This window comes from Litchfieldia salsa (assembly GCF_900104555.1).
GTDB classification, from domain to species: Bacteria; Bacillota; Bacilli; order Bacillales; family Bacillaceae_L; genus Litchfieldia; species Litchfieldia salsa.
This window is the reverse complement of sequence record NZ_FNJU01000002.1, coordinates 74,170-88,359: the sequence shown is the minus strand read 5'-3', so window position 1 is coordinate 88,359 and position 14,190 is coordinate 74,170. Positions and strand designations below refer to the sequence as shown.

The 14,190-nt window shown below is 34.9% G+C and carries 18 protein-coding genes; all 18 read left to right on the top strand.

From position 1 onward, the window contains the following. Positions 1-8: 8 nt before the first annotated feature. Positions 9-551, top strand: a complete 543-nt coding sequence (hslV, locus tag BLQ56_RS04260; RefSeq protein ID WP_090850299.1) for an ATP-dependent protease subunit HslV — start codon at positions 9-11, stop codon at positions 549-551. Between the two features lie 20 nt (positions 552-571). After that, a complete protein-coding gene (gene hslU / locus BLQ56_RS04255; RefSeq protein WP_090850297.1) occupies positions 572-1,969 on the top strand; it encodes an HslU--HslV peptidase ATPase subunit in 1,398 nt (465 codons plus the stop codon). A 33-nt stretch (positions 1,970-2,002) separates the two neighbouring features. After that, positions 2,003-2,782: a GTP-sensing pleiotropic transcriptional regulator CodY gene (gene codY, locus BLQ56_RS04250; protein WP_090850295.1), complete on the top strand. Its 780-nt coding sequence runs from the start codon at positions 2,003-2,005 to the stop codon at positions 2,780-2,782. A 263-nt stretch (positions 2,783-3,045) separates the two neighbouring features. Continuing rightward, positions 3,046-3,429 (top strand): flagellar basal body rod protein FlgB, encoded by a 384-nt coding sequence (gene flgB, locus BLQ56_RS04245; protein WP_090850293.1) that lies wholly within the window; start codon positions 3,046-3,048, stop codon positions 3,427-3,429. A gap of 2 nt (positions 3,430-3,431) precedes the next feature. Beyond that, positions 3,432-3,878, top strand: a complete 447-nt coding sequence (flgC, locus tag BLQ56_RS04240; RefSeq protein ID WP_090850291.1) for a flagellar basal body rod protein FlgC — start codon at positions 3,432-3,434, stop codon at positions 3,876-3,878. Positions 3,879-3,888: 10 nt separating this feature from the next. Continuing rightward, a complete protein-coding gene (gene fliE / locus BLQ56_RS04235) occupies positions 3,889-4,194 on the top strand; it encodes a flagellar hook-basal body complex protein FliE (RefSeq protein ID WP_090850290.1) in 306 nt (101 codons plus the stop codon). A 63-nt stretch (positions 4,195-4,257) separates the two neighbouring features. Then, a complete protein-coding gene (gene fliF, locus BLQ56_RS04230; protein WP_090850288.1) occupies positions 4,258-5,862 on the top strand; it encodes a flagellar basal-body MS-ring/collar protein FliF in 1,605 nt (534 codons plus the stop codon). An 11-nt stretch (positions 5,863-5,873) separates the two neighbouring features. Beyond that, positions 5,874-6,890, top strand: a complete 1,017-nt coding sequence (fliG, locus tag BLQ56_RS04225) for a flagellar motor switch protein FliG (RefSeq protein WP_090850286.1) — start codon at positions 5,874-5,876, stop codon at positions 6,888-6,890. Further along, entirely contained in the window at positions 6,883-7,650 is a 768-nt protein-coding gene (gene fliH, locus BLQ56_RS04220) for a flagellar assembly protein FliH (RefSeq protein WP_175490187.1), read from the top strand. The genes fliG and fliH overlap by 8 nt, the downstream gene beginning before the upstream one ends. A 3-nt stretch (positions 7,651-7,653) precedes the next feature. Further along, positions 7,654-8,970 carry a flagellar protein export ATPase FliI gene (fliI, locus tag BLQ56_RS04215; RefSeq protein ID WP_090850282.1) on the top strand — a complete coding sequence of 439 codons (1,317 nt, stop codon included), beginning with the start codon at positions 7,654-7,656 and terminating at the stop codon, positions 8,968-8,970. A 5-nt stretch (positions 8,971-8,975) separates the two neighbouring features. Next, entirely contained in the window at positions 8,976-9,419 is a 444-nt protein-coding gene (gene fliJ / locus BLQ56_RS04210) for a flagellar export protein FliJ (protein ID WP_090851276.1), read from the top strand. A 9-nt stretch (positions 9,420-9,428) separates the two neighbouring features. Beyond that, positions 9,429-10,010, top strand: coding sequence for a MotE family protein (locus BLQ56_RS04205; RefSeq protein WP_090850279.1), 582 nt, complete (start codon positions 9,429-9,431; stop codon positions 10,008-10,010). A gap of 38 nt (positions 10,011-10,048) precedes the next feature. Continuing rightward, the gene (locus BLQ56_RS04200) at positions 10,049-11,572 is read left to right on the top strand and encodes a flagellar hook-length control protein FliK (protein ID WP_090850277.1); all 1,524 of its coding nucleotides are present in this window, start codon (positions 10,049-10,051) and stop codon (positions 11,570-11,572) included. Between the two features lie 11 nt (positions 11,573-11,583). Further along, complete coding sequence (flgD, locus tag BLQ56_RS04195; protein ID WP_090850275.1) at positions 11,584-12,015, top strand: flagellar hook assembly protein FlgD; 432 nt, start codon at positions 11,584-11,586, stop codon at positions 12,013-12,015. An 8-nt stretch (positions 12,016-12,023) separates the two neighbouring features. Continuing rightward, positions 12,024-12,410 (top strand): TIGR02530 family flagellar biosynthesis protein, encoded by a 387-nt coding sequence (locus tag BLQ56_RS04190; protein WP_090850273.1) that lies wholly within the window; start codon positions 12,024-12,026, stop codon positions 12,408-12,410. A gap of 84 nt (positions 12,411-12,494) precedes the next feature. Further along, complete coding sequence (gene flgG / locus BLQ56_RS04185) at positions 12,495-13,457, top strand: flagellar basal body rod protein FlgG (protein ID WP_090850271.1); 963 nt, start codon at positions 12,495-12,497, stop codon at positions 13,455-13,457. Positions 13,458-13,525: 68 nt separating this feature from the next. Beyond that, entirely contained in the window at positions 13,526-13,750 is a 225-nt protein-coding gene (locus BLQ56_RS04180; RefSeq protein WP_090850269.1) for a flagellar FlbD family protein, read from the top strand. Next, on the top strand, positions 13,740-14,165 hold the full coding sequence (gene fliL / locus BLQ56_RS04175; protein ID WP_090850267.1) for a flagellar basal body-associated protein FliL: 426 nt from the start codon (positions 13,740-13,742) through the stop codon (positions 14,163-14,165). Before BLQ56_RS04180 ends, fliL begins: the two co-directional genes overlap by 11 nt. Positions 14,166-14,190 lie beyond the last annotated feature (25 nt).

The following is a 14,190-nucleotide window of genomic DNA, read 5'->3' as shown; positions in this document are numbered from 1 at the left end:
AAAAAGTTATGTCTAATTTTCATGCAACGACTATTTTTGCAGTACATCATAACAATCAATGTGCAATGTCGGGCGATGGACAAGTAACTTTCGGAAATGCTGTTGTGATGAAGCATACAGCTAGAAAAGTCCGAAAGATATTCAATGGGAAAGTACTAGCAGGCTTTGCTGGCTCTGTAGCTGATGCATTTACCTTGTTTGAACTATTTGAAGGTAAGTTAGAAGAATTCAATGGTAATTTACAACGTGCTGCTGTTGAACTAGCAAAGGAATGGAGAAGTGACAGAGTCCTTAGGAAACTTGAAGCAATGCTAATTGTCATGGATCAATCAAACATTTTGTTAGTATCAGGTACAGGTGAAGTAATTGAACCGGATGATGGTGTGTTAGCAATTGGATCAGGTGGTAACTATGCGCTATCAGCAGGTCGTGCGCTTAAAAAATATGCAGGTGACCAACTAACAGCCAAAGATATTGCGAAAGCTGCATTAGAAACAGCTAGTGAGATATGTGTTTATACAAATGAACATATTATTGTTGAGGAACTTTAATCTGATAGGAGGAAGACAAATTGAATGCAAATCTAACTCCAAGACAAATTGTAGAAAAACTAGATCAATTTATTATCGGTCAAAGGGATGCGAAAAAGGCTGTCTCTGTTGCTTTAAGAAATCGGTACCGTCGTAGTTTGTTAAATGAAAAGCTTAGGGATGAAATTGTACCTAAAAACATATTAATGATCGGACCTACTGGGGTAGGAAAAACTGAAATTGCTCGTCGATTAGCAAAGCTAGTTGGTGCACCTTTTATTAAGATAGAAGCGACGAAGTTTACTGAAGTTGGTTATGTTGGCCGTGATGTTGAATCAATGGTAAGAGACCTCGTTGAAACTTCTGTTCGCTTGGTAAAAGAAGAAAAAGTGATTGAAGTGAAAGATCAAGCTGAACAAAATGCAAATCGTAGGATTGTTGATTTATTAGTGCCATCTCAAAAAAAACAGTCATCATATAAAAATCCTTTAGAAATGCTCTTTGGTGGAAATCAAGTAGAAGTAGAACAAGAGCCTCAGACTGAAGAAGCGACAATTAAGGATAAACGTAAACAAACAGCCCATAAGCTTGCTCTAGGGGAACTTGAAGATCATTATGTTACAGTTGAGGTTGATGAACAACAACCATCTATGTTTGACATGCTTCAGGGCTCTGGAATGGAACAAATGGGGATGAACATGCAGGATGCATTTAGTAATTTAATGCCTAAAAAGAGAAAGAAAAGAAAACTAACTGTAAAAGAAGCGCGAAAAGTATTAACGAATGAAGAGGCTGCAAAACTAATTGATATGGATGAAGTAACCCAGGATGCTATTGAGCGAGCAGAACAATCAGGGATTATATTCATTGATGAAATAGATAAAATTGCAGGAAAGAATAGTCAATCATCTTCTGCAGATGTTTCTAGAGAAGGTGTACAGCGAGATATCTTACCAATCGTAGAGGGATCTACAATTGTGACAAAGTACGGACCTGTAAAAACAGATCATGTTCTATTCATTGCTGCAGGAGCTTTTCATATGGCTAAGCCATCTGATCTAATACCTGAATTACAAGGTCGTTTTCCGATCCGTGTAGAATTAACAAAGTTAACTGTGGATGATTTTGTAAGCATTTTAATAGAGCCTGATAATGCATTATTAAAACAATATTCTGCATTATTAGAAACAGAAGGTATACAACTTGAATTTTCTGACGATGCTATTCGTAAGATAGCTGAAATTGCTTATCAAGTTAACCAAGATACTGATAATATTGGTGCAAGAAGGCTACATACCATTTTAGAAAGACTATTAGAAGATTTGTCCTTCGAGGCTCCAGATATATCAATGGAATATATTAAGATTACTCCTCAATATGTAGAAGAGAAATTAGAAAAAATTGCAACTGATAAAGATTTAAGCAGATTTATATTATAATTACTTTTTGTGAAAGTAACAGGAGGAACAACAATGCTATTATTAGAAAAAACAAGAAAGATTAACGCTTTATTACAGAAATCTGCTGGAAAACCGGTAAACTTTAAAGAAATGTCTGAAACCTTAAGAGACGTAATTGAAGCAAGTATATTTGTAGTAAGTCGACGTGGTAAGCTTTTAGGATTTGCGATAAACCAGCAAATCGAAAATGAAAGAATGAAAAAGATGTTAGAGGATCGTCAATTTCCAGAAGATTATACGAACAGTTTATTTAATATTACAGAAACATCTTCTAATATCGATATTAATAGTGAATATACAGCGTTCCCAGTGGAAAACAGAGAATTATTCCAACAAGGATTAACAACCATTGTTCCTATTATTGGCGGTGGTGAGCGTTTGGGTACACTTGTTTTATCACGACTTCAACGAAACTTTGAAAGTGATGATTTAATTCTTGCAGAATATGGTGCGACTGTTGTAGGTATGGAAATACTTCGAGAAAAATCTGAAGAAATTGAAGACGAAGCTCGAAGTAAAGCAGTTGTACAAATGGCGATAAGCTCGTTATCTTATAGTGAATTAGAGGCTATTGAACATATCTTTGAAGAATTAAATGGAAATGAAGGTTTGTTAGTAGCAAGTAAAATAGCAGACCGTGTAGGCATTACTAGATCCGTAATAGTTAACGCGCTAAGGAAACTTGAGAGTGCAGGAGTAATTGAATCTAGATCATTAGGAATGAAAGGAACATATATTAAAGTCTTAAATGACAAGTTCCTGTTAGAGCTAGCAAAATTAAAATCAAATTAATAAACAAAAAAAGATGAGCCTAGCTCATCTTTTTTTGTTTATGCCTTTCTCTGATTATATAAATAGAAAATTCATCCTATTACATAGTGAATTATGTTCATTTTTTGAAGAAAGGTGTGAAAAAAGGACTATTTTGTCGAATTAAGACGTTTTTTCCTAGATGTTACATAGACAGATTTCGTTTTATTCATTAGAATAAGATGAAGTTAGCACGATTCGACATATAAGTTCGAAATTTGTAATATTTTTGTGGGGGATAAACAGTGAAAATATTTTCTGGTACGATTAATTCTCTGGAACAAGCACTAAAGTACGCATCTACAAAACAAAAAGCAATATCTCATAATATAGCAAATGTTGATACACCAAATTACAAAGCAAAAGATGTTACATTCAAGACTGATTTAACTAACTCAATGCGAGCATTGAAAACAAGTGAGAAACATGTCGAATTTACTGGTGGTAGAACTGGTGGAATCAACATAACGACAAAAACTGGGACAATGTTTAACCATAATGGCAATAATGTTGACATAGATAAGGAAATGGCGAGCCTAGCCAAGAATCAAATTTACTTCAATGCGGTAGCAGATCGTATCTCAAGTAAATTTAATTCATTAAAAACAGTAGTTAAGGGAGGTAAGTAAATATGACCATATTTCATGGACTGAATAATAGTGCTTCAGCATTAACAACACAACGTTTACGGATGGACGTTATTTCTTCTAACATGGCTAATGTTGATACAACACGTGGAGAATATGTTGATGGTAAATGGGAGCCTTATAAGCGGAAAATGGTAGTTACTCAAGCGAATGAAGGTCAATTTACGAACTTCTTGAGCAAAGCAATGAATAATAACGTTGGTAATGGAGTCAAGGTAACAAAGATTGAAGAGGATAATACGCCAACCAAATTAGTATTCAATCCAGAACATCCTGATGCAAACGAAGATGGTTATGTTGAAATGCCTAATGTTGACCCGTTAAAGGAAATGGTGGATTTAATAAGTGCCACTAGATCATATGAAGCAAACGTAACAGTTTTTAACGCCTCAAAAGGGTTATTGATGAAATCATTAGAAATAGGGAAATAGGTGAATAGATATGATTGACCGTATAAATGTTGCTAATCAATTTAAAATTACAAATCAGACCAATCCTATAAATAAACCAACAGCTTCACAATCTACTCAAGCATTTTCTACTTTTTTGAAGGATGCAATTAATGAAGTAAATCGTGCATCAAATGAATCAGACGCAATGACCGGAAAGCTTATAAAAGGGGAAAAAGTAGACTTGCATGAGGTTATGATTTCTGCAGAAAAATCGGGTGTTACTCTATTAACTACGATAGAGATCCGCAATAAAGTTGTAGAAGCATACCAAGAAGTTATGAGAATGCAAGTTTAATTTATAAGTTTCGGTTATTTATGAACCTTCTAGAATTATGCGAATAGCCGGGGGAATGATATTTTGAACGAACAATTGAATTTATACACGACTAAATTAAAGAGTTCTTGGACAAATCGTTCCAAAACTCAAAAACTATTAATTGTAGGATCGGTTCTTTTACTGATCCTAGTTATTATCATTTCGACTTTGATGGCAACACGTCAAAGTCTTGTGCCCTTATATAGTAACTTGTCACCGCAAGAAACTGGTCAAATAAAAGCGACACTTGATGCACGAGGGATTACATCTGAGATTGCTGAGAATGGTTCTACTATAAAAGTTCCAGAACAAATGGTAGATACCTTGAAAGTTGAATTGGCAGCAGAGGGAGTTCCAAATAGTGGGTCAATTGATTATGGGTTCTTTGGACAAAATGCAGGCTTTGGGATGACAGATAATGAGTTTAATGTTTTGAAATTAGAAGCGATGCAAACTGAAATTGCATCGCTAATAAAAGGGATTGACGGAATTAATGACGCTAAAGTGATGATTACCGTGCCGGAAACAAGTGTATTTTTAAACGAGGTACAAAATAGTGCATCTGCATCTATCGTTCTTAATACACGTGCAGGCTATAATTTTGACCAACAACAAATTAATGCCTTATATCACTTAGTTTCAAAAAGTGTTCCTAATCTCCCTACTGAGAATATCGTCATTACTAATCAAAACTTTGAGTATTTTGATTTAGAAAATAACCAAAATTCTTCATCACTTGGAGATATTGCTACACAGCTTGATTTGAAACGTGAAATTGAAAGAGATATTCAAAGACAAGTCCAACAAATGCTTGGAACGATGATTGGACAAGATAAAGTTATCGTGTCTGTAACAGCTGACCTAGATTTCACACAGGAAAATAGAGAAGAAAATCTTGTTGTTCCTGCTGATGAGGAAAATATGGAAGGCTTAGATATAAGCGTTGAAAGAATTACAGAAACTTACACTGGAAATGGTGCAGATGCTGCTGGTGTAGCAGGTGTAGGGGAAGAGGATGTTGTTAATTTCCCTGGAGCTGATGCTAACGGTAACGGTGATTATGAGCGAATTGAAGAACGTATCAACAAGGATGTTAATCGAATTCGTAAAGAGATTGTTGAAGCTCCATACAAAATTCGTGATCTTGGCATTCAAGTAATGGTTGAGCCGCCAGATCCACAGAATCTGGATTCATTACCTGCAGAAAGTGTAGAAGATATTACGAGAATTCTTTCTACAATTGTTCGTACGAGTATGCACAAGGATAATGCTGCAGTCGAGCTTCCAGAAGAAGCGATTCAGGATAAGGTTGTTGTATCTGTTCAACAATTTAATGGTAAGGCTCAGTTTGAAGATGGAGCAGTAGTAAATAATCAAATTCCTATGTGGATTTATATAGTAGGAGGAGGTTTACTTCTTCTAATCATAGTTCTAGTCATTATTATTCTTCGCAAGAGAAAGAAAGAAAACGAAGAAGATATGGAAGAAGAAATGAATCTTCAAAGACCGATTGCAGTGGAAGTACCTGATTTAACAATCGAAAATGAAACAGAAGCATCTGCACGAAGAAAGCAACTGGAAAAAATGGCAAAAGAAAAACCGGAAGACTTTGCAAAGCTATTAAAAACTTGGCTATCTGAGGAATAGGGGGATTATAAATGGCAAGAAAAACGAATGAAGAATTAACTGGTAAACAAAAAGCTGCAATCCTCCTTATTTCATTAGGTCCTGATGTTGCATCTTCTGTTTATAAACACTTATCTGAGGAAGATATTGAAAAATTAACGCTTCAAATTTCAAGTGTTCGGACAGTAGATACAAAAGCGAAGGATGAAATTCTTGAAGAGTTTCATCAGATAGCATTAGCACAGGACTTTATTTCCCAAGGCGGAATTAGCTATGCAAAGACAGTTTTAGAAAAGGCACTTGGTGAGGACCAAGCTGCATCGATCATCAATCGCTTAACGTCCTCTCTTCAAGTAAGACCTTTTGATTTTGCTAGAAAGGCTGACCCAGGGCAAATTTTGAACTTTATACAGGGTGAGCATCCGCAAACGATTTCGTTAATCCTGTCATATCTCGACCCAGCTCAAGCTGGTCAAATTCTATCTGAGTTACCTCCAGAAATGCAAGCTGATATTGCTCGAAGGATTGCTCTAATGGATAGTACGTCACCAGAAATTATAAGTGAGGTAGAACAGATTCTAGAACGCAAGTTATCAGCAACGGTTACACAGGATTATACCCAAACTGGTGGTGTGGAAGCAGTTGTAGAAGTGCTTAATGGTGTTGATAGAAGTACTGAAAGAACGATACTAGATGCTCTTGAAATACAAGATCCAGATCTTGCAGAGGAAATTAAAAAGCGTATGTTTGTGTTTGAAGACATTGTTACACTTGATAATCGTTCAATACAGAGAGTTATTCGAGATGTTGAAAATGAAGACCTGTTACTTGGACTTAAGGTTGCGAGTGAAGAAGTTAAGGATATTGTATTCAAAAATATGTCAGCTAGAATGGTTGAGACCTTCAAGGATGAAATGGAGTATATGGGTCCAGTTCGATTAAAAGATGTGGAGGAAGCTCAATCACGAATTGTTGCAGTCATAAGAAGATTAGAAGATGCCGGAGAAATTGTCATTGCTCGTGGTGGAGGAGACGATATTATTGTCTAATGTCATTAAATCATATTCTTCAGTAAAGAATGATCAACCAAATCGGATCATAACGTTAAAAACTTTAATTAGCCCAATTACTAGTCCTGAACTAAATGAACAAGAGCAACAAGCTGTTAATGAAATTGCTTCTAGTATTGTGAATAAAGCAAAAGCTCAAGCGGATACGATCTTAGCGCGAGCAGAAGAAGAGTACCAACAACATAAAGAGCACCTTCAAAATGAGAAGTCTTTATGGGTTGAAGAAAAGAAAAGGTTAATTGAAGAAGCGAAAAAAGAAGGCTTCGAGGCAGGCTATATTCAAGGTCAACAAGCAGGGTTTGAAGAATATCAAAGGGCGATTTTTCTTGGTAATGAAATTGTTAATCAAGCTAAAGCCGACTCGCTCTCACATATAGATACTGCAGAGGAGCTCATATTAGCATTAAGTTTGAAAATTTCAGAAAAAATTATCGGACAACACCTAGAGAATGATCAAAGTTCATTTATTTCACTAGTGAAAAATGGAATTAAAGAGGTAAAAGAACATTCTCAAATATCAATTTCTGTAAACCCGGAGTACTTTCAACTACTACTAAACAATAAGGAAGAACTAATGACAATTATGAACAAATCTAGTGATATCTATATTTACGCGAATCACGAAATTGAAAAGAATGGTTGCATTATTGAGTCCTCGTTTGGAAGAGTAGATGCCAGTGTTGATAGCCAACTAGGAGAAATAAAAGAAAAGCTATTATCACTTTTAATGGAGGAATAAAAATTGAAGGTACAGTCACTTCTGGATGAAATAACATTTATTGATCCATTTAAAAGATACGGTAAAGTCAGCAAAGTTGTAGGGTTAATGATTGAGTCCATAGGTCCTGAATGCTCCATAGGAGACTTATGCTACATTTTCATTGGACCAAACAAGAAAAGAAAAATCCATGCAGAGGTTGTTGGATTTAAAGAAGAAACTGTTCTTTTAATGCCTTTTACTAATATAAAAGATATTTCGCCAGGTAGTATTGTTGAAGCTACAGGTAAGCCTCTCGAAATTAAAGTGGGTCCAGGTTTAATAGGGAGTGTCCTTGATTCATTAGGGCTACCACTTGATGGGAGCTCGTTACCAAAAGGGTTAACAAATGCACCGACTGAACAAGATCCTCCCAACCCAATGCTAAGACCTCCTATAGAGGAACCAATTGAAATTGGTGTAAGGATGATAGATAGCCTATTAACAGTAGGTAAAGGCCAGCGCGTAGGTATTTTTGCAGGTAGTGGTGTGGGGAAAAGTACATTGATGGGTATGATTGCAAGAAATACAACCGCTGATATAAATGTAATAGCTTTGGTAGGAGAACGTGGGAGAGAAGTACGTGAATTTATCGAAAATGATTTGGGTGAAGAAGGTCTAAAAAACTCAATTGTTGTTGTTGCAACATCAGATCAACCTGCCCTAATGAGAATTAAAGCTGCCTATACTGCCACTGCTATTGCAGAATATTTTCGTGATAAAGGGCTGAACGTCATGTTTATGATGGATTCAGTCACGAGAATTGCAATGGCTCAAAGGGAAATTGGACTTGCAATTGGTGAACCACCGACTACAAAGGGTTATACACCTAGTGTGTTTGCCATCTTACCTCGACTTTTAGAAAGAACTGGGACAAATCAAGTAGGATCAATTACAGCCTTTTATACGGTATTGGTTGATGGTGATGATATGAATGAGCCAATAGCAGATACGGTTCGTGGGATTTTAGATGGGCATTATGTCCTTGAGCGAAATTTAGCAAATAAAGGTCAATATCCTGCAATTAATGTTCTGAAGAGTGTAAGTCGAGTAATGAACGGAATAGTCTCTGATGAGCATCGAATCTATGCAGAAAAGCTTCGCGGGATATTATCAACTTATATGAATGCCGAAGATTTAATTAATATTGGTGCATATAAGCGGGGATCTTCACGTGAAATCGATGAGGCGATAAGGTATTATCCAAACATTATATCGTTCTTAAAGCAAGCTACTTCTGAAAAAATAACCCGAGAAGATAGTGTAAATACCTTATTTCGTTTAGTTGAGAAGGGTGAATAATGGGGATGAATGGTCAAAGTAATTTTCAAAAACTTATTAAGATTAAAGAGAGTGAAAAAAATCAGATTTTAGCAGAGTATCAAAGTTCTGTATCAGATTTTGAAACAGTTGCTGAACAATTATATACATTTATGAAGAAAAAAGAAGACTTAGAGTTTGAACAACAGCAGAAATTGTCACTGGGTTTATCAATTTATGAAATGCGCCATCAACAGAGCTTTATAACAAATCTTGATCATACAATTTCTTACTATCAAAAGCTTGTAATGAAAGCACGTAATAAAATGCAGTATGTGCAAGAAAAGCTATTGGAAAAAAACATAGAAGTCAAAAAGTATGAAACGATACAAGAGAAGAGACACAAAGCATTCCTAGATTCAATTCAAGTATTTGAGACTAAATTCCTGGACGAAATATCCATTCAGCAGTATATAAATCGTGGTAATTAGGGTGATGTTATGGAAGCGGTAGATAAAGGATATAGCAAAATACAATCGTTCTTCTTTCTTATTCTTATTCCAATCCTTTTTACAGTAATCTTATCACTTGTATTAATGCAAGTTGCTGGGATTAATGTACTAAGTCATGCGACAGAAATAGGTCAAAGAATACCTGGAATTTCATCACTAATAACAGATGAAAGTGAGAAAGAGCAACAAATAATTGAAGAACGATTAAATAAAAATATTGATAACTTGAATTCAAAGCTTGAAGAAAAAGAAGAAGCTATTTTAGAGCTAGAGGGAATAATCGCAACGAAAGATAGTGAACTCACAACATTAAATCAAGAATTAAAGAAGCTAAAATTTGATCTTGCAGAAACAAAACAAGAGCAGTTAAGTCAAAGTAAAACTGATGAAGAAATGACAAAGCTCTATGAGATGATGACGGCAAAAAAAGCCGCATTAATCATACCCAATTTAGATGATATTGAAGCAAAGAAAATTCTTTCTTCTATAAAAACAGATAAATTGGCAGCTATCCTTGAAAAAATGACTCCTGAGGATGCAGCTAGAATAACAAAACTACTAGCCGAGTAGTCTACAGATTTTGAAGGGAGGTGAAGGAGCTGAACGGTTTGATTTCATTTAAAAATGGAATATCTACTAGTAATACAGGTCAGTCCTTAAAGCCGACTCAAAGTAATAAAGCTAAAAGTGGTTTTACTGAAATGTTAAGGAATGGTTTTGAGAATAATAGACTAGATGCCTCACCAAAAAATTTATCTAAAAGTGAAAAGCCATTGAACTCTAGTTCAATAGAAGTCCTAGTACCTAAAGAGGTAAAAGATCAATATAAGAATTTCTTATACGGTATTACAGAGGTTAAGACTGAAGAAAATAGTCAAAATCCAGAAATCACAGAACTTCTAAGCCAATTGTCTGATGATCTAGCAAGTAAAATTGAAATGGTGCTAAATGGAGAATTTGGAGATATTGCAGACAACGATTCTTTATTAAACTCTGAAGATTTATTAGCCATGATTGCTTCATTTGTTCAGAGTGAAACAAATGGAGATAAGATAGAACTTAGTGAAAATGCCTTTATCGAATTACAACAGATTATTTCAGACACATTTGGGGTTAAATTTGATGTTACACATGATAAGTTTTCTACTTTGTTAAGTGATATTAACAAACAGTTTCCAAAGATTACCAGAAATGCAGAATCAAAGGAAACATCTAAGTTGAATAACATTAGCAATATGAAAATATATCAAATGGTTACTCTTGAAGAGCAGCAACTCCTACAGAATGAACTAAAGCAACAACAATTTGAGAGTCATATTTCTAAGTTAAAACAATTAGTTGCAAACGTAGCTGAAGAAATATCACATACAAATCTTGATAAAGGAACGGCAAATCACTACCTTAATCAAATGATTCGAAAAATCATAACCGATTCTACACAGACTAATTCAACAAGCATAGAATTAGCTGAACTTGAGAATTTTCTTGCTCAACAATTACCAGTTTCAGGTATTAAACCGGAATTAAATAAGTCAATAGATCAGAAAGCACTTCTGTTAATGTTATCTGATGCAACTGAGACTCTGAATATTAAGATAAATGATTTAGATGTTTTAAAGCCTATAACAGGCATTGAAAGTACAACAATGTCAAAACTAGAGCAATTCGTCATTCATGTTGGACAAGGTCAGAGTTTAAATCAGTCACAGGCAAGATCTGAATTTATTCAACAGTTTTATGAAATCGTAAGTGCAGGGAAGTTTCGAGCAGGAGGAAATGGTCATTCGCAAATGGTTATAAAGTTTAAGCCAGACCATTTAGGATCAGTGATTGTTAAATTATCTCAAATAAATGGCGAGTTTACAGCTAAAATAATAACTGCTTCAAATTCAGCAAGAGAATTACTTGAATCAAATATTACACAACTTAGAGCGCTCTTGTCTGCTCAAAATATAAGTGTTGACAAACTAGAAATGTACTCACAAGAACAATACAGCGATTTAATGAAGGACGCAGAACAATCAAATAAAGATCAGCAAAATGACACAGCAAGAAAGAATGAATCTGATTCAATTGAAGAAGAGGATACTTTTAGTGGCTTGCTGGAGGAGATAGTCAATTTGCAAGTTTAGGAGAAATTTATATGACTAACACTATAGATTCATCCCTATATTTATCGGAAAAACGAGCAACCACAACAGGTGCAAAGACTCTTGGAAAAGATGAATTCTTAAAGATCCTGATGGTTCAATTACAGAATCAAGATCCGATGAAACCGATGGAGGACAAAGAGTTTATCTCACAAATGGCGAATTTTTCATCATTAGAGCAAATGACAAATATGTCATCTTTGTTAGAGAAATATTTATCTAAAAATCCGTACGATTCATTAGTTAAATATAGTGAACTAATAGGAAAACAGGTTGAATGGAACACTGAAAACGGGACAGTTAACAAAGGGATTGTGAAGTCAGTTTCACAAAATGGTCAAGAGTTTATCTTAGAATTACAGGATGGAAAGACAATTTCATCCAATGTAATTACAAAGGTAAGCCAACAGTCCGAAACAGTTTAGGTTTCTCGATGAATAATCGAATAAATGTATATAAAACACACCCTTTATCAATGGTCCAAAAAAATTCAAAAAGCAATGTAAAAGAAAATATAACAAGTGCTGAGCGATTTCAAGATATTTTAAAAAATGCAAGTGTACCATCACTAAAGGTGAGTAAACATGCTCAAAAAAGACTTGATGAAAGAAATATATCCCTTAAATCAAGTGAATGGAATAGAATCAGTGAATTAATGAATGATGCAAGAGCGAAGGGAATAAACGATAGTTTGGTCCTAACCAATGGTGCTGCGCTAATTATTAATGCAAAAAATAATACGGTTATTACTGCGATGGATCGATCAGAAGCAAAAGCGCAAATCTTTACTAATATTAACGGCACGATCATTTTAGATTAGAAATACGGCTGGACCACAGTGGGGGCCGACAATAGTTGTTGATTGATAGATACAGCTAAACTACAAATAAAGAGGAGAGTTTACATGTTACGTTCGTTATATTCAGGAATAAGTGGAATGAAAAATTTTCAATCAAAATTAGATGTAATTGGAAACAATATTGCTAATGTAAATACTTTTGGATTCAAGAAAAGTAGAGTAACGTTTCAAGACCTAATGAGCCAGCAAGTAGCAGGAGCAACACAGGCAACTGAAACAAGAGGTGGTATTAATGCGAAACAAATTGGACTAGGTTCATCAATTTCAGCAATTGATACGATTCATACAGGCGGATCAACACAAACAACTTCAAGGATGCTTGATTTAACAGTGGCGGGTGATGGGTTCTTCGCAGTAGGTTCCATTAAAGATCCGGCTTTGGTTAATAACGATACAAATGCTGGAGCAGGAGATAACAAGATAACAGGAAATATTGATGATGCAATTGAATTAAATTACACACGTGCAGGAAACTTCTACATGGATCAAGATGGATATTTAGTAACTGCTGAAGGTCTTTATTTAATTGGACAAACAGGTGAAAAGACACCTGCTGGGGCTACACCTTCAACATGGACAGAAAACATCAGTGCTGATGCGGGTCTTATCCAAATTCCCATGACTGCTAAGAGTTTTAGTATCAGCCCAGATGGTAAGGTATCATTTGTAAATGAAGGTGGAGAATTGAAAATGGCTGGCCAAATTAAGTTGGCGAATTTTGCAAATGTAGGTGGGCTAGAAAAGCTTGGTGCTAACCTATATAGATCAACTGGTAACTCAGGAACTCTAGATAGAGATGGTGTACAAGGGATTCAAATTAACGAATTACAAGTAGCGGGAACAAATGGTACAGGTTCAATTGTTTCTGGTGCATTGGAAATGTCAAATGTTGACTTATCTGAAGAATTCACAGAAATGATTGTATCTCAACGTGGGTTTCAATCTAATACAAAAATCATTACAACATCTGATGAAATACTTCAGGAACTTGTTAATCTTAAACGATAAATAGTAAGGGAGGTGGGACTGTTCATTAATAAAGGTATATGTCTGTTCTTGAATAGTCCCAGAAAAAAATGGTTACTCTAACTCGTTTAAACGGAAAAAACTTTATTCTTAATGCTTTATATATTGAACAAATTGAATCTTTTCCGGATACAACCATTACTTTAACAAATGGAAAGAAATTCGTAGTGCGAGAGTCTGAAAGAGATGTTATGCTCAGTGTTGTAAATTTCTATCGCAGCATTCAAATTCTTGGACCTCATAAACACTTGGAGGAAGATTACTTTGAAGAGTAAGTTAATTACAATTATGTTTATAATTATAGGTGCTATCACACTCATTGGTGCAACTGCGTTTATTGTATTTACAAAGTTTACAGGTGATGAGAAACCTAAGGAACCAACAATCGATGAAGTAATAGCTTCAACAGTAGAAGTACCAGAGATCACAACTAAATTATTAAGCAATGATTATTTAAGAATTTCTTTCAACATACAAACAGATAATGAAAAAGCTAAGGAAGAATTAGAAAAGAGACAATTTCAAGTAAAAAATCTAATTATAAAAGAACTTTCCGATATGAAGTCCGAAGAATTCAAAGGTGAAGAGGGAATTGCGTCTCTCGAATCTAAATTAGAAGTACGTATTAATGAACTAATGCAAGAAGGTAAAGTTGTAAAAGTGTATGCAACCTCCTTTCTTCCTCAATAATATCTAACAAAAAGAACATTATAAG

What these genes read in the sequence shown, in the direction of transcription:
- BLQ56_RS04180 (WP_090850269.1), top strand. Translation starts at nt 13,526, where the DNA reads ATGGTTACTCTAACTCGTTTAAACGGAAAAAACTTTATTCTTAATGCT.
- hslV (WP_090850299.1), top strand. Translation starts at nt 9, where the DNA reads ATGTCTAATTTTCATGCAACGACTATTTTTGCAGTACATCATAACAAT.
- fliJ (WP_090851276.1), top strand. Translation starts at nt 8,976, where the DNA reads ATGAATGGTCAAAGTAATTTTCAAAAACTTATTAAGATTAAAGAGAGT.
- codY (WP_090850295.1), top strand. Translation starts at nt 2,003, where the DNA reads ATGCTATTATTAGAAAAAACAAGAAAGATTAACGCTTTATTACAGAAA.
- BLQ56_RS04190 (WP_090850273.1), top strand. Translation starts at nt 12,024, where the DNA reads ATGAATAATCGAATAAATGTATATAAAACACACCCTTTATCAATGGTC.
- flgD (WP_090850275.1), top strand. Translation starts at nt 11,584, where the DNA reads ATGACTAACACTATAGATTCATCCCTATATTTATCGGAAAAACGAGCA.
- fliG (WP_090850286.1), top strand. Translation starts at nt 5,874, where the DNA reads ATGGCAAGAAAAACGAATGAAGAATTAACTGGTAAACAAAAAGCTGCA.
- fliE (WP_090850290.1), top strand. Translation starts at nt 3,889, where the DNA reads ATGATTGACCGTATAAATGTTGCTAATCAATTTAAAATTACAAATCAG.
- BLQ56_RS04205 (WP_090850279.1), top strand. Translation starts at nt 9,429, where the DNA reads ATGGAAGCGGTAGATAAAGGATATAGCAAAATACAATCGTTCTTCTTT.
- flgC (WP_090850291.1), top strand. Translation starts at nt 3,432, where the DNA reads ATGACCATATTTCATGGACTGAATAATAGTGCTTCAGCATTAACAACA.
- flgG (WP_090850271.1), top strand. Translation starts at nt 12,495, where the DNA reads ATGTTACGTTCGTTATATTCAGGAATAAGTGGAATGAAAAATTTTCAA.